The sequence below is a fragment of the Rhizorhabdus phycosphaerae genome, assembly GCF_011044255.1.
Lineage (GTDB): Bacteria > Pseudomonadota > Alphaproteobacteria > Sphingomonadales > Sphingomonadaceae > Rhizorhabdus > Rhizorhabdus phycosphaerae.
Genome location: NZ_CP049107.1, coordinates 3214932 through 3237658, shown reverse-complemented (window position 1 = coordinate 3237658; position 22727 = coordinate 3214932). Strand labels below are relative to the sequence as shown.

Sequence of the window (22727 nt, the reverse complement as noted above, 5' to 3'; positions counted from 1 at the left end):
CCCTATTTGCTGCCGCCATGGATATCGCTGAATCGCTCTCCGCCGCCCTCGACGGCATCATCGACCCCATCTCGGGCAAGGGTCTCGTCGCATCGGGTCGCGCGGCACCACCGCGTTTCGACGCGGGAACGGCCAATGTCGTCGTCGACGTCACCGGGCTGTCGGGCGACGCCAGATCCCGCCTGGAGGCCGAGATCAAGCACCGGCTCTCGGCCGTCGCCGGGGTGGAAATGGTGCGCGTGGCCATGACCGCCGAGAAGCGCGGGCGAAAGATCATCGCCGTGGGATCGGGCAAGGGCGGCGTGGGCAAGTCCACTTTGTCCGCCAATCTTGCGATCGCGCTGAAAAAGCTGGGCCATAAGGTCGGCCTCGTCGATGCCGACATCTACGGACCCTCGCAGTCCCGCCTGCTGTCGACCGAGGGCGTGCGGCCGACGGCGCAGGGGCAGAAGATGGACCCCGTCCCGTCGCCTCACGGCATCCCCATGCTGTCGATGGGACAGCTGGTGAAGCCGGGCCAGGCGGTCGCATGGCGCGGGCCCATGGCGGCCAATGCGCTGGGCCAGCTGATCGACGCCGAATGGGGCGACACCGACCTGCTCATCCTCGACCTGCCTCCCGGCACCGGCGACGTCCAGCTGACGATGGTGCAGAAATACAAGCCGGCGGGCGCTATCATCGTCTCGACGCCCCAGGATCTGGCGCTGATGGACGCGACGCGGGCGATCGACTTCTTCCGCCAGGCCTCGGTTCCCGTGATCGGCATGATCGAGAATATGGCGGGCTATGCCTGCCCGCATTGCGGCGAGGTGTCGGACCCCTTCGGCATGGGCGGCGCGCAGGCCGCGGCGAAATCGATGGATCTCGACTTTCTCGGGCGCATCCCGCTGGACATCGGCATCCGCACGGCATCGGACGCCGGGCGGCCACCCGCGGCGGCTGAGGACGACGAACTGTTCGCACCGCTCGCCCAAAAGATCGCGGACTGGTTGAAGGCGCCGCGATCGATCGCATCTTGAGGCAAAGCCAGCAGGAGATTTCGATGCCGATCACCAAGGACGACGACCTTCGGCATCTGCTGAGCGATACGCGTCACATCGCGCTGGTCGGCGCAAGCGACCGTCCCGATCGGGCCAGCTTCGGAGTCATGCGCTTCCTGCTGTCGCGCGGCTACGACGTCACTCCGGTCAACCCGCAGCTCGCCGGAAAAGAAATTCATGGCCGGACGGTCGTGGCTACGCTTGGGGACGTTTCGAGCCCGATCGACCTCGTCGACATCTTCCGCAATACGGCAGCCGCCGGCGAGGTGATCGATGATGCCATAACGGTCGGCGCCAAGGCGGTGTGGACGCAGCTGGGTGTCACGCCCTACGAGGCCATCGAACGGGCGGAGGCCGCCGGACTGAAGGCGGTCGTCGACCGCTGCCCCGCCATCGAGATTCCGCGCCTGGGTCTTTAGTCGCGCGGCACGCCGGCGTCAGCGGACGCCCCGTGCGACTGGGTCAGCGAATGATCGCCCGGGCTGCGCGCGCGGAAAGGCGCTGGACCGCGTCGGCGTGAATGGCCGGAGCCGTCGCCAGCACGCCGAACTGCTCGCCCTTGGTGCTGTTGTAGCGCAGCGGGCGCCCCATCGCATCGGTGACCACCGCGCCGGCTTCCTGCGCGATGAGCGCTGCGGCCGCGATGTCCCACTCATTGCCCCAGCGCAGCGTGGCGAGAAGGTCGGCCTGGTCTGCCGCAACCATCGCGATCCGCAAGGCGATCGAATTGGGCTTTCCGACGGTCACGAGATCGGCATCCGCCCGCGCGAGCACATCGGCCGGCACCCGCGCGCCTGGCAGTTCCCGCCGCCCCGAGGCCCGCAGCGGCTGCCCGTTCAGATAGGCGCCCCTGCCGGCCTGGGCCCGCCAATGCTGCCCGCGCGCGGGAGCGTCGAGCACGCCGATCATCGGCCGGCCGCCTTCGACCAGCGCAATCGACACGGCCCAACCGTCACGCCCACGGACATAGTCTCGCGTCCCGTCGATCGGATCGACCACCCACACACGGACGCAGTTGAGCCGCTCGGCGCTGTCAGCGGTCTCCTCCGAAAGCCATCCCGCCTCCGGATCGAGCGCCATGAGCCTTTCGCGCAGCAACGCATCGGCCGCGAGATCGATATCGCAGACCGGGCTTCCCGGCGTCTTGTCCCAATATTTGAAATCGCCGCGCCACGAGGCATGCGCCATCGCGCCGACCTCGGCTGCGATCGCGCTTACCGCGTCGAGGAGCGTTTCAGGCACCGGCTACGGTCATCCCTTCGATCCGCAGCGTCGGCACGTCGACACCCCGGCGGAAGCGCAGGTCGGACGCCGGGGTCAGCTCCCGGAACATGTCCTTCAGGTTGCCCGCCACGGTGATCTCCGCCACCGGCTCCGCCAACTGCCCGTCGCGAATGACATAGCCCGAAGCGCCCCGGCTGTAATCGCCGGTCACGCCGTTGACGCCCTGGCCGATAAGCTCGGTGACATAGACTCCCAGCTTGATGTCGGCGATCAGATCCTCGACCGACTGCTTCCCCGCCTCCAGATAGAGGTTGGTCAACCCCGCGCCCGGAGGCCCGCCGATGCCGCGCGTGGCGTGGCCGGTCGGTTCGAGACCGAGCTGCCGGGCCGATGCCGAATCGAGCACCCAGCCGGTGAGGATGCCGTCGGCGATGATATCGCGTGGCGCGGTAGGCAACCCTTCGCCATCGAAGGGCTTCGAGCGCAGGCCGCGCAGCCGGTGCGGATCGTCCCGCACGACGACGCCGCGCGCGAAGACCAGCTCGCCCAGCTTGTCGAGCAGGAAGCTCGTCCGCCGCGCCACGGCCGAACCGGTGATGGCGCCCGCCAGATGGCCGAGCAGGCTGGACCCGACGCGCGGATCGAACACCACAGGCATCGCCCCGCTCGCGAGCCGGCCGGGGTTGAGCCGCTTCACCGCGCGCTGACCCGCACGCCCGCCAATGGCAGATGCCGCTTCGAGGTCGGCCAGATGGCGGGTGGAGTGATAGGCATAGTCCCGCTGCATCGCACCGCCTTCGCCCGCGATCACGCTGGCCGAACAGCCATAGCCGCTGTTCGAATAGCCCCGCGCGAAACCCGTGCTGGTGGCGAGCGCGATCAGGGTGCGGCTGGCCGATGCACCGGCGCCCTCGCTGTTGGTGACGCCGGCAACGGCGCGCGCCGCATCCTCGGCCTCCTCGGCCCGCTCGCGCAGGGTTGCCGGCGAGGGATCGGCTCCGTCATCGCCATCGACATCCACCGGCGCGCCGCGCAGCAGACGGTCCTCCGGAGCGAGACCAGCATAGGGATCTTCGGGCGCTTCGCGTGCCATGGCTACGGCGCGCTCGACCAGCGCCGCCAGCGCATCTGCCGACAAATCCGAAGAGGAGACGCTGGCCGAACGCTGGCCGACGAACAGGCGCAGCCCGATTTCCTCGCCCTCGGACCGCTCGACATCCTCGAGCGCGCCGAGACGCACCGATATCTGTGTCGAGTTGTTGCAGAGATAAAGCGCGTCGGCGGCGTCGGCGCCGGCCTTGCGGGCAGCTGCGACAAGGTCGGCGGTACGGTCTTGGGCTTCGGAGAGGCTCAGCATCGAGGCGACTTAGGTATCGCCACCGCAAAGGTCAAATTGCGGCCGCGTTTATTGGAGACGACGCCGGGTCTCAGGCGGTCGTTCCTACGACCAGGCAGGCAAGGAACATGAGCAGGCCGGCAAAGCGGTTGGAGCGGAACCGCCGCAGCGCATCCGCCGGATCGTGGCGGTCGAGCCCCTGCAGCTGCCAGCCGAAATGGAGCGCAAGCGGAAGCAGCGCGACAAGCGCGAGCCCCTGCGGGCGGACCTGCCAGAGCGATGTGCTCCACAGCACCAGCGCGGCGCCATAGCACAGGCCTATGCCGAGGCGGGCACGGCCGCCGAGCGCGCGAGCGGAGGACTTGACCCCCGCCAGCGCATCATCCTCGATGTCCTGCAATGCATAGATGGTGTCGTAGCCGATCACCCAGAAGATCGATCCGGCGTAGAGCAGCCACAGGGCCGGTGCGAACCCGCCGGTCACGGCGGGCCAGCCGACCAGCGCCGCCCAGGAGAAGACGATGCCCAGCCACGCCTGCGGCCACCAGGTGATCCGCTTCATGAAGGGGTAGGCCGCGACCGCGCCGAGGCTGGCGAGCGCGGTGATCGCGGCGACGAGGTTCAGTTGCAGCAGCACGATCAGGCCCAGCAGGCAGAGCAGAAGCAGCCAGAGCCACGCCGCCTTGAGGCTGACCCGCCCGCTGGCGAGCGGACGCGCCGCGGTGCGTGCCACCTTCCGGTCGAGATCGCGATCGACGATGTCGTTATAGACGCAGCCCGCACCGCGCATGACCACCGAGCCGAAGGCGAACCAGAGGATCAGGTCCCAACGCTCGAACGCCCGGCCGGCAAGCGCGATCGCCCAGGCACCGGGCCAGAACAGGAGCCAGCTGCCGATCGGCCGGTCGAATCGGCCGAGCAGCCAGAAAGGCCTGACCGCGCCGGGCAGGCGGGCGACGACCCCGCGAAGCTCGCTATCGGGTATGATTTGCTCGACTTCCTCGGCCATGGGCGGCAGGTAGGACAAAAGCACCGCCTTCGGAAGTCCCATGGCCCAGACCCCCGCCTGGCCTCCCGCCAGCCTTACCCGTCTCTTCGTCGACCAGCCGCTGACGGCCGGTCTCACCCTCGCCATCGATGGCGGGCAGGCGCATTATCTCGGCGCGGTCATGCGGCTGAAGGCCGGCGATTCGATCGCTCTGTTCGACGATGTGAGCGGCGAATGGCGGGCGGTTATCGAGGCGGTGGGCAAGCGCGCCGTGTCGGTCCGGGTCGAGGAGCGGACACGCGAGCGCGAGGCGGTTCCAGATCTCTGGCTGCTCGCTGCGCCGATCAAGAAGGGCCGGATCGACTGGATCGCGGAGAAAGCCTGCGAACTCGGTGTCGCACGCCTGCGCCCCGTGATCACGCACAGAACGATCGTCGATCGGCTCAATCTCGACCGGCTTCGCGCGCATATGATCGAGGCGGCCGAGCAGTGCGAACGGACGGCCCTGCCCCGACTCGACGAGCCGGTGAAGCTGGCAACGCAGCTGAAGGACTGGCCGGCCGAGCGCACCCTGCTGTTCGCCGATGAGGAAGGCGGAGCGCCCATGGCCGACGTCGCCCGGCCCGGCCCGACCGCGATATTGATCGGCCCCGAAGGCGGCTTCACGATGGAAGAACGCGCCGCGATCAAGGCGCTGCCGCAGGCGGTGGGTGTATCGCTGGGCCCGCGCATCCTGCGCGCCGACACCGCGATGGCCGCCGCCATATCGGTGTGGATGGCACTCGCCGGGGACTGGCGCTGAGCAATCAGCGCTAGCAAGGTACCGATCGGTCCGCTATGGCGCCGCCATGAGCACGCGCAAGGCCGCCGAAGGCGAAGATCCCATTGTCGAATCCCGCGACGACCTGATCTCGGTCTTCGCCGGCGGCGAGAAGCCCAAGTCCGACTGGCGCATCGGAACCGAGCACGAGAAGTTCGTCTTCTTCGAGGATTCGCATCGGGCGCCCTCCTATGAGGAACGCGGCGGCATCCATGCGCTGCTGATCGGCCTCACCAAATATGGCTGGGAGCCGGTCTACGAGGGCGAGAATATCATCGCGCTCGAGGGGCCCGACGGCAATGTCAGCCTCGAGCCAGCCGGGCAGTTCGAACTTTCGGGCGCCCCGCTCGACAATATCCACCAGACCTGCGCCGAAACCGGCCGCCACCTCGAACAGGTCAAGGCGGTAGGCGAGCGGCTGGGCATCGGCTTTCTGGGTCTCGGCCTGTGGCCCGACAAGACTCGGCAGGAACTGCCGATCATGCCCAAGGGCCGTTACGACATCATGCTGCGCCACATGCCGCGCGTCGGGTCGATGGGCCTCGACATGATGCTGCGCACCTGCACGATCCAGACCAACCTCGACTATTCGAGCGAAGCGGACATGGTGCGCAAGTTCCGGCTGAGTCTGGCGCTCCAGCCGCTGGCGACCGCACTGTTCGCCAACTCGCCCTTCCTCGAGGGCAAGCCCAACGGCTTCCTCAGCTATCGCAGCCATATCTGGACCGACACCGATCCGCACCGCACCGGGATGCTGCCCTTCGTGTTCGAAGACGGCTTCGGCTATGAGCGCTACGCCGATTATATGCTCGACGTGCCGATGTATTTCGCCTTCCGCGATGGCTATGTCGACGCGGCGGGGCTCAGCTTCCGCGACTTCATGGATGGCAAGCTGTCGGTGCTGCCCGGCGAGAAGCCGACGATCGCCGACTGGAAGGACCATCTGTCGACGGCCTTCCCCGAGGTCCGTCTCAAGAGCTTCCTCGAGATGCGCGGCGCCGATGGCGGTCCGCATGGGCGCATCTGCGCCCTCCCCGCCTTCTGGGTGGGCCTGCTCTACGACGACTCAGCCATGGACGCCGCCTGGGACGAGGTCCGCCACTGGACGATCGAGGACCACCAGCGCATCCGCGACGAGGTGCCGAGGCTCGGCCTCAAGGCCCGGGGACCGCGCGGCCGCACTTTGCAGGAGCTGGCGGGGCGCATATTGGACATCTCCGCGAGCGGCCTGCGGGCGCGGGCGCGGCTCAACGGCGCCGGCGACGATGAGACTGGCTATTTGAATCCGCTCCGCGAGATCGTCGCATCGGGCAAGACGCCGGCCGAACAGTTGCTGGATCTCTATCATGGGAGCTGGGGCGGCGACCTGAGCAAAGTCTATGAGGATGTCCGCTTCTGACACCGCAGGACAGTGGCTCGCCTGCAACAGCCTTCCGCAAAAGCAGTCTGAGCGCGCCCACGACGCTCGGCTAGCGCACGGCGACTGCGGAGTCCGCTAGCGTACAACTACCCTATAGGCTAGGAGAGCGGTGCTGCGTCGGCAGGGACAATCGCTTTAAGGCGAGCCCTTTCGCAGGAGGGGAATGCACCGGTGAAAGTCCGGTATCGGCGTGCAGGACGTGGTGGCTGCGGTAAAATCGAGGCTCAGGAAATATCCTGGCCCGAGCCGGGGGATCCGGCCCGCAGCACCGTCCCGCCACATCAACCACCATCGACCATGGACTGACCAGCCAGGCCCGGCTTGGTTACGGCCGCGTCAAGCATTGGCCAAAGCCTCTGCTTTTCCTCGACTTCCGGCGTGATCGCCTCGATCGGAAGGTGAATATCGCGGTCACCAGTCCCGCCAACCATCAGGCAAGGCCAGCCCGATAGGCTTCACGGTATCGACCCCCGTGGAGCACATCATGCGTCTCGATCTACGACAGACGAAAGCTGTGAAGCTGGCGGCCGCTCTCGCGCTTGCCCTTGCCGCCCCCTTCGTTCAGGGCGCGACCGGCTTCGACAACAAGCTGAACGAGCGGCTGCTCGCGAGCCACAATCGCGAACGCGCGAGCCTCGGCATCCCGCCACTTGCCTGGAACGAGCTGCTCGAACGCGACGCCCGGCTTTACGCCCAGCATCTCGTGCGTGTGGGTTATCTGGTGCATTCGGAAGACGCGCCGGGCGAGACGGACCCCCAAGGCGAAAATCTGTGGGCCGGTACGCGTGGCTATTATGGCCCGGAATCGATGGTCGGTCTCTGGATCGCCGAGAAGGACGACTTCAAGAACGGTGTCTTTCCCAACAACAGCATCAGCGGCGACCTAGAGAAGGTCGCGCATTACACCCAGGTGATGTGGCGATCGTCCCGCGCGGTCGGATGCGCGGTGGCGCATGGGCGCGCCGACGATTTCCTGGTCTGCCGCTACAGCGAGGGTGGCAATGTGATCGGCGAGCGGCCGTTCTGATCGCAGTGGGCGGAAGCCCGCCCGCCGCGATGGCTCAGGACGGCTGCGCTTCGCCCGTCGGCGCGCTTCCGTTCCGACGATAGGATACGCGCGCGACGCCGCCGATGAGCCCGAAGCCCAGCATCAGCTGAACCCAGGTCGACGGCTCGGGCACGCCCGACGAATCGGGGGGCGGAACGCCGCCCGACGGCGGAACGAAGATGCGCGGGGTCAGCGGCACCGCCGCATCGGGCGGAGGAGCTTCGGCCACCTGCAGCGGGGTCGACTCCATCGGCACCGGGCTGACGGTCGGCAGGTTCGACAGCGCGAACGGGGTGACGCTGGGGCACGGGCTTTCGGCCGATGCCACCTGAACGCCCTCCTCCGGGGCGGCGCGAACGCGCGTTTTCGGCTTGGCATATTGGCGCGGCTGCGTGGCCTTGTGAACGGCGTCGCGAACCTGCGGAACCCCGAGGCTGAGCGCAGTCGTACCGGCGACCGGACAGACGCAGGTCATCAGCAACTTGGCGGCCTTGGACGCTACTGCTTCCTTCAACATGCAATACTACCCCAAACACCCCAGCACGTAATGCGCAGCTTCTACCACAAGTCGGCAGCGTCACAAAATCGATGTGGTAAACTAATGCAAAGTCGCCGTCTGTCCCTGCCACACGGCTTGAATGGCCGGATCGGGCGACTGTTCGGCTCCGTTTCGATCGGCTATGCGTCCGACTTGATCTCGATCGTCCTCTCGACCGTCACATGACGTGATGGCCGTACGGGCCGGTGAAATGCTCTGGAATGGCGTAGACATTGACTAGGACTGCGGACGAGAGGGACGGCGTTCGAAAGCCGGGCAGCAGTCCCGAACGCTATGGTTTCGCCGATCTCGTCCCGCTCCTGTCGGCGATGAGGCCCTATTGGGTCTTCATCGCCGGAGCCCTCCTGATCGCGCTGCCTACGCTTCATGGCGTCGCGACGCAGAGCTGGGTGACCGAACAGGGCGCGCATGGCCCGATCGTACTGGCCACCGGCCTGTGGCTGTTCTGGCGCCGCTGGACCGAGGCGCGCACCGCCGCGACGCCGGGAAGCACCCGGTTGGCGCTGCTCTTCTATGCCCTGCTGATTCCGCTCTACGTCACGACGCGCATCATCAATGTGATCGAGATCGAAGGCTTCCTCATGTACGGCCTGCTCCTGACGTCGGCCTATTGGCTCGTCGGCTGGCCGGCGATGCGGTCGATGTGGTTCCCGATCGTCTACACCGCCTTCATCTTCCCCCCGCCGGACACAGTGGTCGCGATGATCACGCAGCCGCTGAAGATCGCGATTTCGGAAGTCGCCATCCAGATGCTTCACGGCATCGGCTATCCGATCGCCGGCTCCGGCGTGACCATCATCATCGGACAATATCAGCTGCTGATCGCCGCCGCCTGCGCGGGCCTCAACTCGCTCATAAGCCTGTCGGCGATCGGCCTGTTCTATATCTACATCCGTCACAATGCGAACTGGCGCTACGCCCTGCTGCTGATGCTCGCGATCATCCCCGTCGCCGTTTTCGCCAACTTCTTCCGCGTAATCGCGCTGATCATGATCACCTATTATCTTGGCGACGAGGCAGCGCAGGGATTCCTGCACAATTTCTCGGGGCTGACGATGTTCCTCTTCTCCGTCCTGTGCATCTTCGCGGTCGATGCGCTCGCGTCTCCGCTGCGCGGTCGCCTGGCGCGCGGACACGCCGCATGAGCGACGATCGGGATCCGCTGCCAATGAAGCTGCCCAGCCTCGTCACGCGGCGGTCGATGATCGCCGGCGGTCTGCTCGCGGCGACCGCGGCGATCGCCAATTCCCGCCGCCCGGATGAGCCCTTCCGCATGCTGCCGGGCAAGCCGAAGCTCAACCCGCTCTTCCCGCTGAAGGTCGGCGACTGGGAATATCAGACGAGCAGCGGGCTGGTCCTGCCACCGCCCGATCAGCTCAGCGACCGGCTCTACAATGCGATCATCACCCGCTATTATGCCTCGCCCACGGGGCTACCCGTGATGATGCTGGTTGCCTATAACGGGGTCCAGGACGGCATGCTCCAGGTCCACCGCCCCGAAGTCTGCTATCCGGCTGCCGGCTATCGCATCGAAGAGGAACGGATCGTACCGCTCGATGCGGGGCGAGGAGTTCGCGTACCGGGCCATTATCTCGCCACGCGCAGCGTCAGCCGTTTCGAGCAGCTCATCTACTGGACCCGCATCGGCAACGATTTTCCGACCGAATGGTGGCAGCAGCACTGGGCGGTTGCGAAGGAAAATCTCAAGGGGCGCGTCCCGGACGGGGTGCTGATCCGCTTTTCGACCGCCGCGCCCGACGATCAGGTCGCGATCGCGACACTGAAGCGGTTCATCGAACCGCTGTTCGCCGAGCTCGGGCCAACGGCGCGGCGCCTGTTGTTTGGAGAAGCGGGCGCGCCCTTACCTCCGCGCTGAGCTCTCGCCTACTCGGCCGGCTTGTCGAGCGGCCGCAGCGCGACGTGGATATAGGCGAGCGTGCCGAGGATCACCGCGATGGCAAGCAGATGATAGGCCGCACCGCGCCCGGCGACCGCCTCATTGCCGAAATAATTGGCGACAGCGCACCCTGCCGATGCCGCCAGATACTGGACCATCGAATCCCGGGGCGGACGATCCCCCACCGAGCGTTGGAGAAAGAGCACGACGAGGCCCGCGAAGATCGCGACGGTCAGCCAATCGTAAACTGTTTCCAATTCAACGCCCTCCGAGGTGCTTTGACGCCATATCGACTTGTCGGCGGCCTAGGCAATCATGTAGCACCGTCTCATTCGGGACTGTCACATAGGCGTCGGGGGAAGAAAAGTGAAAGTGAAGGCTGCCCTCTTGAGCGGCGTGGTCGCTGCGGGATTGCTTCTTGGCGGCTGCCACAAGGAGCCGAAGGGCCAGATCCTCGCCATCGTCAACGGCGAGGAAATCTCAATGCAGGAGCTCAATGCGGAGCTTCAGGGCGCACGCATCCCCGACAATGCCGACCGCGACAAGATCCGGAAGGAAGTGCTGCAGCGGCTTATCGATCGCAAGCTGATCGTCCAGAAGGCCCGCGAACAGGGCCTCGACAAGACGCCGGAGTTCGTGGCGCAGCAGCGGCGGCTCGAGGAAAACCTGCTCGTCAGCCTGCTCGGCCAGAAGATCGCAGCCACCGTGCCGATGCCCGACGATCGCGACATCACGCAATATATCGCCGACAACCCCAGCCAGTTCTCCGGTCGCCAGCGGCTTCTGCTCGACCAGATCCAGTTTGCCGCGCCCAAGGATCCCAAGATGCTCCTGATGCTGCGCGACGCCCATTCGCTCGACGATGTGGCAGCGGGCGTACAGAAGCTCGGCCTCGCCATGTCGCGCGGCAAGGGCGTGATCGACACCGGCCGCCTCGATCCGCAGATGGTCAAGATCATCGACAAGCTGCCCCCCGGTGAGCCGTTCGTGCTGCCGTCGAACGGACAATATGTCGCCAGCGTGATCGTCGGTCGCGACAGCACGCCGACACCGGGCAACGTCGCCCGCCTGGCCGCCGCCGAGGTGGTCCGCCGCAAGGCGCTGGTCGCGGAAAGCAAGGCGCAGGTCGCCCGCGCCCGCTCCAGCGCGGAGATCCAGTATCAGCCCGGCTATGAGCCCGACAAATCGGCGATCAAGGCGTCGCAGGCGAAAGCGGCCGAGAAGAAGTAACGCCTAGCGCTTGCATCATTGAAGGGGCCATTCCCGGCTATGCGGGGATGGCCCTTTTTTCATGGCGCGGACGAAGCGACGGCGCGCTCAATAGGCGTTGCGGTCCCAGATCAGGCGCCACACCGTTTCGAGCATGATCCGCAGGTCGAGCAGAAACGACCAGTTCTCGATATAATATATGTCATATTCGACGCGGCGTTTGGCGCGCTCAATCGTCGCGATCTCGCCGCGCAGCCCGCGCACCTGCGCGAGCCCGGTTATGCCGGGCTTGACCCGATGGCGCGCGGCATAGCCCCTGACGGCATCGAAATAATGCTTGTCGCCAACCTTCATCTCCGTCGCATGCGGCCGCGGCCCGACGATCGACATCTCGCCCGTCAGCACGTTGAACAGCTGCGGCAGTTCGTCGATCGACAGCCGTCGGATGATGCGCCCGACCGGCGTTACCCGGTCGTCGCCCCGAACGGTCCGCGAGGCGCCGCTCTCGTCCTGTCGCTCGACATACATCGAGCGGAATTTCAGCACCTTGATCCGGACATTGTTGAACCCGAAGCGCTCCTGGCGAAACAGCACCGGCCCAGGGCTGCTGATCTTGATGAGCAATGCCGTCACCAGCAGCACGGGCGACAGGAGCACGAGCCCCACGAAGGCGAGGACACGGTCCTCGACGGCCTTGAGGATCCGATTGAAGTCCCGCATCGGCCGCTGCCACAAGGCGAACAGCGGCACAGATCCGATGAAGCGCATCGTATATTGCTGCGACAGGTCGAGAGCCTCGCGGGGCATCAGGCAGATATCGACCGACACCTGCTGGAGCCGCTCGGTGATCTGGTCGAGCCGGGCCTGGCTGATCATCGGCAGAGCCACGATCACCATATCGACATCGCCGCGTGCGATACGGGCGACGAGCGCGTCGAGCCCGCCGAGGAATGGAACCGACCAGGGGGCCGTGCGAACGATCCGGCTCGAACGATCGTCGGCGACGCCGACGACGGATATATAGGGCAGGCGTTCGAGATCGAGCAGGCGCAGGACGCGGTCGCAGCTGGCCTGCTCGGCACCATAGATAACGATCCGCTGCCCGATGAAGCCCGCCTGGACCAGCTGCCAGACCAGCTTCCGGACGAGGAAGCGGCTGACGAACAGCAAAGCCGGAGTGAGCGTCAGATAGACCAGCGCGAGTCCGGTGGAGAAGGGCTTGGCCTGGCCGATCTGCCAGATCGTCGCATAGACGAGCAGCACGGCGAGCAGGAATTCGAAAGCGACCGCCTGGTCGCTGTCGCCGCCGCGCCCCATCGGATGGGCATAGCTGTTGCGGGACAGACGGATCAGGAAGAAATTGACCGACACGATCACGGCCACGTTCAGGTGCCGCTCGAAGAAATATTGCGGGCCTAGCAGCAGTTCATAGACCAGCGGCGTCGCCAGCGCTCCCACGATGAGGCACAGCAGATCCACCACCAGGATGATCGAGGCGATCACGTTGGACGTGAACCTGTATTTGCGCGAGGTCGGCAGTGCGCCGTCCAACTCGGCCGTTCCCACCGTCAGCATGTCCGCGTGCCTCTTCCCCAGCAAAAGCAGCCCCGAATAACGGCATTGGTCACGGCGTCGGTCCTTTTTGAGAAGATGCGAGCAGCGCCCGGCGCGGCATCAATTCGGCGCGAATCTTCTGACCGCCCGGAATCTGTTCGAGAGCCCCCAACGCGTCGTCCACGCATTCCATGTCGCGCAGCTCCAGGCAAAGTTCGGCACGTTGCCGCCACCCGCCCGAAGATCGGGGGTTTTCGCGGGTGAACCGCTTCGCTGCGTCGAGGGCCACGCTGTTGCGCCCCTTCTGGCGCAGGTAGGCAAGATAGGCCTTCAGCATCTCGGCATCGTCGCCAAGATCCTTCATCGCGCTCGCATAGGCATTGTCGGCCAATATCGGCTCGCGGCGGCGGACATGGATCTCGGCAAGGGCGACGCGTGCCTCGGCGATCCTGGGGTTGTCGCGCACCAGAACCTGCGCATCCCGAAGCGCCCGCGACAGATCGCCCGACCGGATCGACACGCGGACGCGCATCAGCAGAGCGCGCGGATTGTTCTCGTCGAAGCGCAACACCCGGTCCACGATCGCCATGGCCTGCGCACTGCGCCCCAGGCCGCTGAGCGCGCCGGCGTAGAGGACGTCCGCTTCGACATTGGCCGCAGTGATGCTGTCCGCGTCGATATAGGGCCGCAGCAGCGCCTCCACCTCGGCATAGCGGTTCCGGTCGAGCAGCAGATGGGCGAGCGCCATCTTCAGGGCACGGTCGCCGCTCCGCGCGACGAACCGTCCGAGCAGGTCGATGTCGACCTTGTCACTACCGACCTCGGTCCACATGTCGACGATGCGCTGCTCGAGCGCCTGGTCGCCTGGGTGCCGGCGCATCAGCCGGGCAAGCATCGCAAGCGCCCGCTCCGGCCGCCCCTTCTCGTAGAGCAGCCGCGCATATTCAATCCGTAGGTCGCTATTGTCCGGCAGGAGCGTGAACAAGCGTGCGAAGGTTCGCGCCGTTCGCACGAAATCAGCATTGCCCGCATGGAGATCGAGCAGGGCCAGCAGCTTCGGCACCGTCTCCCCGTCCTTCGCGACGGACTGCGCGACGATGCGGATCGCTGCCTGGCGATCGCCAGCCAGGTTCGTGGCCCGCGCGAGCAACAGCGTCGCCCCCTCATTGGTCGGATCGATCGCCAGCATGGCCTGCGCGATGGCGCGGGCCGTGTCGATTTCGCGCCGCTCCACGGCAACCGATCCCTTGACCAGCTGCATGCGCAGCGAACGGGGCTGCTTCTCCAATATCCGGTCGGCCAGCTTCTCGGCATCGTCATAGGAGCCGCCGGAATAGGAAAGCTCTGCCATGGTCTGGATCGCCTCGTCATTCTCCGGATCCAGCTCGACCACGCGGTTATAGGCATCATAGGCCTGAAGCAGGCGGCCATCGGCGAGTTCGAGGCGGGCCAGCCTCGCCCAATATTCCGGCACGTCGTCCTGCGCCGCGAGCGCGCGATTTATTTCGACACGCGCCGAATAGAGATCGCGCCGGGCATAATAGATGTCGAAGCGGGTTGCCGCCTTGGAGGCTTTTTCCTCGGCCGAACCGCAGGCGACAAGCGTCGTCGGCAGCAGCAAGGCCGCCGCGATGATGCGAGCCGTCCCGAAAGCCATCTCTTGCCAGCCATCCTTTTCGCACCGATTACAGACCGGCAACCCGTAGCGATCAATAGGGCAAAGCGTAAACTATGGTTCGGACCGATGTCGCGATCGTGGTGATCGGCCGAAACGAAGGCGCGAGGCTGCTACCCAGCCTGGCGTCCATCGCGGGATGGCGCAGCGTCTATGTCGACTCCGGTTCGGTCGACGGCAGCGCAGACGCCGCAAGGCGGGCCGGCATCGATGTCATCGAGCTCTCGCCTGAGACGGGATTTTCCGCGGCGCGCGGCCGGAATGCAGGCCTGTCCCACATGCTGGCCGATCCCGCCGTCCGCTATGTCCAGGTGCTGGACGGGGACTCGGCCCTCGAACCCGGCTGGATCGCGCTGGCGACGGAAAGGCTCGATCGGGACACGGACCTGGGTGCAGTCTTCGGGCGCCTGCGCGAACGGGAGACCCGGTCCTCCATCTATGGCTGGATGCTCGACCAGGAGTGGGACGTGCCGGCCGGGCCGGCCCGAATATTCGGGGGGAGCGTGCTGCTGCGCGTCGACGCGATCCGGCAGGCCGGAGGCTATCGGGACGACATGATCGCCGGGGAGGATCCGGACTTCGCACTGCGCCTGCGCATGGCCGGCTGGAACATCCTGTGCCTCGACGCACCCATGGCGGTGCATGACGGCGACATGGTCCGCTTCCGCCAATGGTGGCGTCGGACGATGCGCGCCGGCCACGCTTTCGCGGAATTGGTGGACCGGCATCCCGGTTCGACGCTCCACGCTTATGGCCGCAGCCGGGCGCGGATCATCTTCTGGGGCGGCATGATTCCGCTCGTCATCCTGACAAGTCTGGCACTGGCAGTCCTGATCGACCGGCGCTGGATCGCGGGTGCCGCGGTCGCGCTCGCGCTGCTGGGGCTGAACCTCGCCCGCATGGCGGTGCGCGAGACGATACGCCACGGCGTCCACCGGGGCCCTGTCTTCGCTCTGTTTCTGGCCCTCGGCAAATATGCGGAGATGGTGGGGCTGCTTTCCTACTGGCGGAACCGACGGCAAGGCCGGCCGCCACCCCTGATCGAGTATAAGCGCTCATGATCGACGCCCTGGCCTGGATCGCGGTGCTACCGCCGCTGCTCGCCACCACGATCCTGGCGATCGAGCTCGGCGCGGCACAGATGCGCTGTGCCGCGCTGCCCTCGACCAGGCCGGCCGAGCTGACCATCCTGATCCCCGCCCACGATGAGGAGGCGCGGATTGCGCGCACCGTGCAGGCCGCCCGCATGGCAGCGCCAGCCGACGCCGCGATCCTCGTCGTCGCCGACAACTGCTCCGACGCCACCGCCGGGTGCGCCCGCGCGGCCGGTGCCGAAGTCATCGAGCGGCAGGACGAGGCGCAGCGGGGGAAGGGGCACGCCCTCGGCTTTGCCCGCCGGCATCTGCGGGCTGCACCGCCCGCGCTCGTGGTCGTGCTCGACGCGGACTGCGACGTCGAGGGCGATGGCCTGTCGCGCCTTGCTGGCGCTGCCGCAGCGCTGAACCGGCCGGTGCAGTCCGCCTATCTGTTTCGGCCCGCCGACCACAGGGGCCCGCTCGTTGCTGTGTCCGGCTTCGCGCTGCTGTTGCGCAATCTGGTGCGGCAGCGCGGACTCGCGCGCATCGGCGCACCGGCGCTGCTTACGGGATCGGGAATGGCCTTGCCGTGGCGCTGCTTCGAGGCGGCCCCGCTCGACACGGGCGATCTGGCCGAGGATCTGACGATGGGGATCGCGCTCGCGCAGCTCGGCATGGCCCCCGGCTTCCTTCCCCTCGTGACCACCTGGTCCGATCCGGGCGGGCGCGTAGCGACCCTCGGTCAGAGGACCCGCTGGGAGCAGGGATTCCTGCGCGGCGCGGCGCGGCATGTGCCGCCGTTACTGCTGTCGGGAGACTGGCGGCAGATGTGGCTCGCACTGCATCTGTGCGTTCCGCCGCTTGCCCTGCTCGGGCTGTTATCCGCAGCGGCGCTGCTGGCGTCGGCGACACTGGCCGCCTTTGGCGCCTCCACTCTCCCCCTGCTTTTGCTCAGCCTGTCACTGGCAGCCGCAGCGGCGCTCGTCCTGCTTAGCTGGTGGCGCTTCGGCCGCGGGCAGGTCGGCCCGGCGCAGCTGCTTCTGGCACCCGCCTATATGCTCTGGAAGCTGCCGATCTACCTGCGTGCAATCCTTGCCCCCGAGCGGCTGTGGAAGCGCACGCCGCGCGACTGAGGCGTCAGCCGATCACCCGCAGGCCTGCCGCCACCACCTGCGGCGCGACTATCTGGCTGAATGCCGCCGCAGGCAAGGCGGCGAGGATCAGCACCCCATAATAGAGCGCATGTTCCCCGGCATCGAACAGCCCGTGCCGCCGGAGCAGCGGCAGAGTGTACAGCACGCCCGCGAGTTCGCCGCCGACCAGCGCGAGCGGAAGAGCGATCGTACCGAGCGGCGCATAGCCCACGGCGACCAGCAGCAAGAACAGGGCGAGACGCAGCAGATTGGCGATGAACATGACGCGCGCATGGCCGATGGCGAGCAGCGTCTGGAGATTGGTGAAGGAATCGAGATCGAAGGCGATGCGCAGCAAGAGAATGCTGAGATAGACCCAGCCATATTCGTAGCGATGATCGAACAGCAGCCGGAACAGCGCGGGGGCAACGCCGATGGCGAAGCCGAGCCCTGCGAAGAGCACCAGATATTGCCGCCGCCGCGCCGCGTAGAAGATCGACCGCAGGCTGTCGGGTGCCGCCTTCCAGCTGCGCGACACCAGCGGAAAGAAATAGCGCTCCACATAGTTGCGGCCAAAGGGCTGGAAGGCGACCGCCAGATTGGCCGGCACCATGTACACACCGAAATCGGCAACGGAGAAAAGGCGCGCGAACAGCACCTTGTCGAACTGGGTCATCGCCAGTGTCACGAGCGTCGACGCCATGATCCACCGCGAGAAGCCAAAGAACTCACGCGCGAGCCGGCGGTCCCAGGCGAGCCGCGACCCGCCACCGACCAACGCCAGGGTGAACAGCATGCGGGCGAGGCCGCTGACGTAGAGCCCGACGATCAACGACCGATAGTCGGGCATGACCAGCGACAGGAGCAGATTGGACGCGATCTGGACGACGAGCGCGGCCAGCTCGACGGTGCAGCTTGCCCGCACGCGGCCCTCGCGCTGGGCCAGCAGCAGGCTCATCGGGCAGAGCGCGTTGATCAGGAAAAGTGGCGCGGTCGCGGCGATCGGCCAGGCAAGTTCCGGCTTGCCGAGCAGCAGGGCAATCGGCCAGGCGCCGGCGAGCATGGCTCCGGCCTGCAACGCCCCCTGCCCCAGCCGGATCGACCAGATCACGTCGAGAAAATGGCGGTCGGCGCCCTTCTCATGCCGGATCACGAAGTCGAAGACGCCGAGGTCGGATAGCATCGCCAGGATGATCATCGTCGAGGTGATCACCCCGACGACCCCGAAGGCCTCGGGACTGAGCAGGCGGGTGAGGACGATATTCCCCCCCAGCCGCAATATCATGGTGGCCAGGGTGAAGGCGAACACCATCCGGCCGGGACCGTCCAACAGCCGTGCGGCAATGCCGCTCAGCCGCGGAGGCAGGCCTCTTCCCCGGGCGCTCATCGCAGCACCGGCAGCCTTTCGCCGAACTCTTCCGGCGCCGTGGCGACGAGCGCAGGCCGGGCGCGCGACGCGGCGCGGTCCGCGGTCAGTTGGGTGCGCAAGGCGACCAGCAGCGCGACCATGATGAAGCTGAGCTGCATCGGGGCGACCCAGCTGCTGAGCAGCGCCAGCGAAACCGCCGTCGCGCTGTGGATCGAGATCAGCACCTGCGCAAAGATCAACTGCTCGCGGTCGGGCTGGAGGCGCTTGATCGCGCGATAATGGGGATAGGCCGACAGGATGAACAGCAGGAAGGCGATGACCGTCACGAGGCCACCTTCCACCAGCAGCGCCAGATAGGCGTTGACCAGGTCGACGATGCCCTGCCCCTGGATGAAGCTGTCGAGCATTCCCTGCGCCACGGCTTCGCGGTAGCCGAACCACAAATGCCCACCCAGCGCTCGGGGCACGCCGCTCAGCAGCCCGATGCGATAGGCTGCGTTGAAGCGCGCGTCTTCGCCGCCGAGGATCGGCAGGCCGAAGACGATGACGAGCCCGGCGAGCGGCACCAATATGGCGAGCAGGTAACGCCCCCGCAGGAACTGGAAGACCATCAGCCCCACCGCGACCGCGACCAGACCCGACCGCGACAAGGTCGCGCCGAGGCCGACGAGGATCAGCGCTCCGAGCAGCGCCAGCGGCCCCGACACACCGCGGATCCGCGACAGGCCCCATGCCGCCACGGCGGCAAGCCCCAGCATCGCACCTCCGGTTAGCGGATGTGCGAAGGGGCCATAGGCGCGCGCGATCCCGCCGCGCTCGAGCCAGGTGCGCGGCGCATCGACCGTCCAGATGTCGTTCTTGACGCCCATGATCCCGGCGTAGAGCGGCCAGTGCCGCAGACTCTCGAACAGACAGAGCAGCCCGGCTGCGGCGGCTGCGACCACGAACAGGCGCAGGACGATCTCGGGCGAACCAATCCTGACGCGCGACACTATCTGGTAGCTGAGCACATAAGGCACCAGGAAGGTGACCACCGTCCGCGCGACACCCGTGGGCGTGTCCCGCAGCGACATGCAGAAGCAATAGATCAGCGTGAAGCCGAGGACAGCCAGGTCGCTCGCCACCCATGTGCGCTTCTGATGGCTTTCAGGGTGCAGGAGATAGCCGAGCAGAAGCGCGCCGGAGAAGGTGAGGAACGGGGTGATCGGCGCAATATAGGCGCCCGACACCGCCAGGAGGGAGCCCGCCGCAGGAGTCCACAGCAGAAAGAAGAGATAGGTCGCCGCCATCGGCAGCCGTCGATCGAAGCAGGCGGTGAGCAGCAGAAGATAGCCGATCTGCGTTGCGATCATCGGCAAGGCGCTGAGCGCGAGGCAGACTGCGATGGTAGCGCAGCAGAACAGCCGGGCGAGGTAGAGCTTCTCCCAGCGAGCGCGCACGAGCATCGATGCCGGGAGCGTCACGGCTCCCAGCAATATGATCAGCACTACCGCATTCTTCCAGAGAAACATCGCCCCCCGACATGACCCAGCTTCGGCGTCGCACCGTGCGAACCGCCCGCCGCAGCCTTAATCAAGCTCAATGCGCCACAGGTAAAGAAGGAATGCCTTGATCCACCGGCCAACTGCCCCCAAATGGCGGACATGCTGATCGAGACAGAAACCACGCCCAATCCGGCGACGCTGAAATTCCTGCCGGGCCGCGCCGTCATGACGGCCGGAACGCGCGACTTCGCCGATCCGGAGGAAGCAGGCGCCTCGCCTTTGGCCGAGGCCCTCTTTTCGCTGGGCGATGTCACCGGGGTCTTCTTCGGTCAGGACTTCGTTTCGGTCACCGCCGCCGAAGGCGCAGACTGGCGCGACCTCAAGCCGCAGGTCCTGGGCGTGCTGCTCGATCACTTCTCGGCCGAGGCCCCTCTCTTCCGACCCGGCACTGCGGCCGACATCGCCATCGGCGCTGACGAGAGCTTCAACGACGATCCTGCCGACGCCGACATCGTCGCGCAGATCAAGGATCTGATCGAGACGCGCGTTCGTCCTGCCGTGGCCCGCGACGGCGGCGACATCGTCTATCGCGGCTTCCAGCGCGGTACGGTCTATCTCGCCATGCAGGGCGCCTGTTCGGGCTGCCCCTCGTCCAGCGCGACTCTGAAGCAGGGTATCGAGACGCTGCTCAAGCATTATGTCCCCGAGGTTACCGAGGTCCGGGCGGCCTGATCGCCCCATGCCCCGCACGCTGGTCATCGACACCGCGACCGCCGCCTGCTCGGTGGCCCTGTTCGACGCAGACCTGCTTCTGGCGGAGGTTCATGAGGAAGTCGGCCGTGGGCATGCCGAACGGCTGATGCCGATGATCGCATCGCTACCCGATGGCGGCCGGGCCGACAGACTGTTGGTCGACTGCGGCCCGGGCAGCTTCACCGGCGTTCGCGTCGGGCTGGCGGCAGCCCGAGCCCTGGCGCTGGGCTGGGATGTGCCGGTGCACGGCTATTCGTCGATGGCCGTCATCGCCTCCACCGGAGTCTCCATCGCGCAGGAGCTCGCCATTGCCATAATCGGCGGCCATGGCGAACTCTTCGTCCAGGCCTTTGCCTGCGATCCCTTGCGTCCGACGTCCGAACTTGCCTCTCTTGCACCCGAGGAGGCGGCACGCGCCATGGCGGCCGACCATGTCTTCGGCTCGGCGTCCGAGCGGCTGGTCGAGCTTCGCGGCCATGGGACCGCGCACCCGCGCCTGCCCCGCGCGGCCGATGCGATGCGACTGGCTGGGCTTGCGACCCTACCGCCCAGTCCGATCTACGGGCGCGGTGCGGACGCCAAGCCGGCAGCCGTCTGACGTGGCTGGCCTGAGCATCGCCGAGGTGGGCCCCGGGGAGCTCGGTCCGGTCATGGCCGTCATGAACGCGGCCTTCGATCCCGGCTATGGCGAAGCGTGGAATGAAGCCCAGACGGTGTCGATGCTCACTTTGCCCGGCACCTGGCTGTCGCTGGCCAGCTGCGACGGAACGCCAGCGGGCTTTGCCCTCGTTCGCCAGGTTGCGGACGAGGCCGAACTGCTGCTGCTCGCGGTCGCACCCGCGCACCGGCGCACCGGGGTTGCCCTCGCCCTCATAGCGCATACGCGCCGGTTGTTACGAGATCGCAATGGCGCCACTTTGCATCTTGAAGTGCGCTATAATAATCCTGCAATCGAATTGTATAAAAGAGCAGGCTTCGTTCAGATCGGGCGCCGTCCAGGGTACTACCACGGAATCGACGGGCAGGTTCACGATGCCTTGACCCTTTCATGTTCGGTTTGACTCGGCCCTATATCTTCCCGACTACATTTACGTTGCAAACCGCGTCAAAGTGACGCAGAGCCGGCGCAGTCAATGCTCTCGGGGCGGCATTGCCAACTCGGATTCGTCATTCTCTTTCCTGTGAAGGTCAACTCATGTCGGACAATAACGGTCTTTCTGAAACTCTGATCGCGCTTACCGCGGACATCGTCTCGGCGCATGTCAGCAACAACAGCGTCGCCGTTTCGGATCTGCCCCTCCTGATTCAGAACGTCCACAACGCTCTCGCAGGCCTGGGCGAAGAAATCGTCGAGCCTGAGATCAAGCAGGAGCCTGCGGTTTCGATCCGTTCGTCGATCAAGCCCGACTATATCGTGTGCCTTGAGGACGGTAAGAAGCTCAAGATGCTGAAGCGTCACCTGATGACTCATTATCAGATGACCCCCGAGCAGTACCGCGCCAAGTGGAACCTGCCCGCCGACTATCCGATGGTCGCCCCCAATTATGCCGAGCAGCGCCGTTCGCTCGCAAAGAAGATCGGCCTGGGCACCAAGCGCCGCTCGCGCTGATCCGTCCGCCGGACTCGATATGGGAGGGCGCCCCATGGGGTTGCCCTCCCATTGTCTTTTCGGCGACCCGCATCTTGTTTTCGCAACCGCAATATGAGTAACAAGGCCCCATGCCTAACAGGATCGACATCGAGCAGCTCTGCGCGGACAAGGGCCTCCGGATCACCGAGCAGCGCCGCGTCATCGCACGCGTTCTGTCCGACGCAGAGGACCATCCCGACGTCGAGCTGCTGCACCAGCGTGCCGCCACGATCGACCCCGGCATCTCGATCGCCACTGTCTATCGCACGGTCCGGCTTTTCGAGGATGCCGGCATTCTCGAGCGGCATGATTTCGGTGACGGCCGCGCCCGGTACGAGGCTGCGCCGGAAACCCACCACGACCATCTGATCAATGTGGAAACCGGTGAGGTGATCGAGTTCGTCGACCGCGACCTCGAGGAACTGCAGCGCAAGATCGCCGAGAAGCTGGGCTTCCGGCTGGTCGATCACCGCCTCGAACTATACGGCGTTTCGGCCCAGCGTCCCAAATAA

At 66.2% G+C, this 22727-nt stretch carries 25 protein-coding genes; 16 read left to right on the top strand and 9 right to left on the bottom strand.

Going from position 1 to position 22727, the window contains the following annotated elements:
- Window positions 1-230: 230 nt before the first annotated feature.
- Together G6P88_RS15095 and G6P88_RS15090 are read left to right on the top strand one after the other, a co-directional pair.
- A complete protein-coding gene (locus tag G6P88_RS15095; protein ID WP_206335952.1) occupies window positions 231-1019 on the top strand; it encodes an Mrp/NBP35 family ATP-binding protein in 789 nt (262 codons plus the stop codon).
- 23 nt (window positions 1020-1042) lie between these two features.
- The gene (locus G6P88_RS15090) at window positions 1043-1459 is read left to right on the top strand and encodes a CoA-binding protein (RefSeq protein WP_165323906.1); all 417 of its coding nucleotides are present in this window, start codon (window positions 1043-1045) and stop codon (window positions 1457-1459) included.
- A gap of 43 nt (window positions 1460-1502) precedes the next feature.
- Here the strand turns inward: G6P88_RS15090 and G6P88_RS15085 are convergent, their stop codons facing one another.
- The 3 genes from G6P88_RS15085 to ubiA form a co-directional block, all read right to left on the bottom strand.
- On the bottom strand, window positions 1503-2282 hold the full coding sequence (locus G6P88_RS15085; protein WP_165323905.1) for a 3'(2'),5'-bisphosphate nucleotidase CysQ: 780 nt from the start codon (window positions 2280-2282) through the stop codon (window positions 1503-1505).
- Window positions 2275-3621 carry a TldD/PmbA family protein gene (locus tag G6P88_RS15080; protein ID WP_165323904.1) on the bottom strand — a complete coding sequence of 449 codons (1347 nt, stop codon included), beginning with the start codon at window positions 3619-3621 and terminating at the stop codon, window positions 2275-2277. The genes G6P88_RS15085 and G6P88_RS15080 overlap by 8 nt, the downstream gene beginning before the upstream one ends.
- 70 nt (window positions 3622-3691) lie before the next feature.
- Window positions 3692-4651 carry a 4-hydroxybenzoate octaprenyltransferase gene (gene ubiA / locus G6P88_RS15075; RefSeq protein WP_165323903.1) on the bottom strand — a complete coding sequence of 320 codons (960 nt, stop codon included), beginning with the start codon at window positions 4649-4651 and terminating at the stop codon, window positions 3692-3694.
- Between ubiA and G6P88_RS15070 the strand changes: the two genes are divergently transcribed.
- From G6P88_RS15070 to G6P88_RS15055, 3 genes are all read left to right on the top strand, one after another.
- Window positions 4650-5390 carry a 16S rRNA (uracil(1498)-N(3))-methyltransferase gene (locus tag G6P88_RS15070; RefSeq protein WP_165323902.1) on the top strand — a complete coding sequence of 247 codons (741 nt, stop codon included), beginning with the start codon at window positions 4650-4652 and terminating at the stop codon, window positions 5388-5390. The two genes, ubiA and G6P88_RS15070, sit on opposite strands and share 2 nt — an antisense overlap.
- Before the next feature lie 46 nt (window positions 5391-5436).
- The gene (locus G6P88_RS15065; protein ID WP_165323901.1) at window positions 5437-6807 is read left to right on the top strand and encodes a glutamate--cysteine ligase; all 1371 of its coding nucleotides are present in this window, start codon (window positions 5437-5439) and stop codon (window positions 6805-6807) included.
- Window positions 6808-7312: 505 nt separating this feature from the next.
- Entirely contained in the window at window positions 7313-7855 is a 543-nt protein-coding gene (locus G6P88_RS15055; protein ID WP_165323899.1) for a CAP domain-containing protein, read from the top strand.
- A gap of 34 nt (window positions 7856-7889) precedes the next feature.
- Here G6P88_RS15055 and G6P88_RS15050 read toward each other — a convergent pair whose 3' ends face one another.
- Window positions 7890-8393: a PEPxxWA-CTERM sorting domain-containing protein gene (locus G6P88_RS15050; RefSeq protein WP_165323898.1), complete on the bottom strand. Its 504-nt coding sequence runs from the start codon at window positions 8391-8393 to the stop codon at window positions 7890-7892.
- Between the two features lie 84 nt (window positions 8394-8477).
- Between G6P88_RS15050 and G6P88_RS20455 the strand changes: the two genes are divergently transcribed.
- Genes G6P88_RS20455 through epsI form a run of 3 tightly spaced genes read left to right on the top strand, consistent with a single transcriptional unit; the run spans window position 8478 to window position 10311 of the window.
- Complete coding sequence (locus G6P88_RS20455) at window positions 8478-8600, top strand: hypothetical protein (protein WP_282097763.1); 123 nt, start codon at window positions 8478-8480, stop codon at window positions 8598-8600.
- 47 nt (window positions 8601-8647) lie between these two features.
- Window positions 8648-9580 carry an exosortase V gene (xrtV, locus tag G6P88_RS15045; protein ID WP_226946586.1) on the top strand — a complete coding sequence of 311 codons (933 nt, stop codon included), beginning with the start codon at window positions 8648-8650 and terminating at the stop codon, window positions 9578-9580.
- Window positions 9577-10311, top strand: a complete 735-nt coding sequence (epsI, locus tag G6P88_RS15040; RefSeq protein WP_226946585.1) for an exosortase-associated protein EpsI, V-type — start codon at window positions 9577-9579, stop codon at window positions 10309-10311. Before xrtV ends, epsI begins: the two co-directional genes overlap by 4 nt.
- A gap of 8 nt (window positions 10312-10319) precedes the next feature.
- Here epsI and G6P88_RS15035 read toward each other — a convergent pair whose 3' ends face one another.
- Window positions 10320-10589 (bottom strand): XrtV sorting system accessory protein, encoded by a 270-nt coding sequence (locus G6P88_RS15035; RefSeq protein WP_165323897.1) that lies wholly within the window; start codon window positions 10587-10589, stop codon window positions 10320-10322.
- A gap of 115 nt (window positions 10590-10704) precedes the next feature.
- On the opposite strand from G6P88_RS15035, the gene G6P88_RS15030 reads away from it, so the two are divergent.
- Window positions 10705-11562 carry a SurA N-terminal domain-containing protein gene (locus G6P88_RS15030; protein ID WP_226946584.1) on the top strand — a complete coding sequence of 286 codons (858 nt, stop codon included), beginning with the start codon at window positions 10705-10707 and terminating at the stop codon, window positions 11560-11562.
- 87 nt (window positions 11563-11649) lie between these two features.
- Here G6P88_RS15030 and G6P88_RS15025 read toward each other — a convergent pair whose 3' ends face one another.
- On the bottom strand, window positions 11650-13116 hold the full coding sequence (locus tag G6P88_RS15025) for an undecaprenyl-phosphate glucose phosphotransferase (protein ID WP_165323895.1): 1467 nt from the start codon (window positions 13114-13116) through the stop codon (window positions 11650-11652).
- A 49-nt stretch (window positions 13117-13165) separates the two neighbouring features.
- On the bottom strand, window positions 13166-14752 hold the full coding sequence (locus tag G6P88_RS15020; RefSeq protein WP_165323894.1) for a tetratricopeptide repeat protein: 1587 nt from the start codon (window positions 14750-14752) through the stop codon (window positions 13166-13168).
- Window positions 14753-14826: 74 nt separating this feature from the next.
- Here G6P88_RS15020 and G6P88_RS15015 point away from each other — a divergent pair, with 74 nt between their 5' ends.
- Both G6P88_RS15015 and G6P88_RS15010 read left to right on the top strand, forming a co-directional pair.
- The gene (locus G6P88_RS15015; protein WP_165323893.1) at window positions 14827-15831 is read left to right on the top strand and encodes a glycosyltransferase family 2 protein; all 1005 of its coding nucleotides are present in this window, start codon (window positions 14827-14829) and stop codon (window positions 15829-15831) included.
- A complete protein-coding gene (locus G6P88_RS15010; RefSeq protein ID WP_165323892.1) occupies window positions 15828-16979 on the top strand; it encodes a glycosyltransferase family 2 protein in 1152 nt (383 codons plus the stop codon). Before G6P88_RS15015 ends, G6P88_RS15010 begins: the two co-directional genes overlap by 4 nt.
- A gap of 4 nt (window positions 16980-16983) precedes the next feature.
- On the opposite strand, the gene G6P88_RS15005 is transcribed toward G6P88_RS15010, so the two are convergent.
- Together G6P88_RS15005 and G6P88_RS15000 are read right to left on the bottom strand one after the other, a co-directional pair.
- Window positions 16984-18366, bottom strand: a complete 1383-nt coding sequence (locus tag G6P88_RS15005) for an oligosaccharide flippase family protein (RefSeq protein WP_165323891.1) — start codon at window positions 18364-18366, stop codon at window positions 16984-16986.
- Complete coding sequence (locus G6P88_RS15000; RefSeq protein ID WP_165323890.1) at window positions 18363-19859, bottom strand: O-antigen ligase family protein; 1497 nt, start codon at window positions 19857-19859, stop codon at window positions 18363-18365. The genes G6P88_RS15005 and G6P88_RS15000 overlap by 4 nt, the downstream gene beginning before the upstream one ends.
- 132 nt (window positions 19860-19991) lie before the next feature.
- Here G6P88_RS15000 and G6P88_RS14995 point away from each other — a divergent pair, with 132 nt between their 5' ends.
- The 5 genes from G6P88_RS14995 (at window position 19992) to G6P88_RS14975 (ending at window position 22727) form a co-directional block, all read left to right on the top strand.
- On the top strand, window positions 19992-20564 hold the full coding sequence (locus G6P88_RS14995) for a NifU family protein (RefSeq protein ID WP_165323889.1): 573 nt from the start codon (window positions 19992-19994) through the stop codon (window positions 20562-20564).
- Window positions 20565-20571: 7 nt separating this feature from the next.
- On the top strand, window positions 20572-21183 hold the full coding sequence (gene tsaB / locus G6P88_RS14990) for a tRNA (adenosine(37)-N6)-threonylcarbamoyltransferase complex dimerization subunit type 1 TsaB (RefSeq protein WP_165323888.1): 612 nt from the start codon (window positions 20572-20574) through the stop codon (window positions 21181-21183).
- A gap of 52 nt (window positions 21184-21235) precedes the next feature.
- Window positions 21236-21646: a GNAT family N-acetyltransferase gene (locus tag G6P88_RS14985; RefSeq protein ID WP_226946583.1), complete on the top strand. Its 411-nt coding sequence runs from the start codon at window positions 21236-21238 to the stop codon at window positions 21644-21646.
- Window positions 21647-21780: 134 nt separating this feature from the next.
- The gene (locus G6P88_RS14980; protein WP_165323886.1) at window positions 21781-22194 is read left to right on the top strand and encodes a Ros/MucR family transcriptional regulator; all 414 of its coding nucleotides are present in this window, start codon (window positions 21781-21783) and stop codon (window positions 22192-22194) included.
- A gap of 110 nt (window positions 22195-22304) precedes the next feature.
- On the top strand, window positions 22305-22727 hold the full coding sequence (locus G6P88_RS14975) for a Fur family transcriptional regulator (protein WP_165323885.1): 423 nt from the start codon (window positions 22305-22307) through the stop codon (window positions 22725-22727).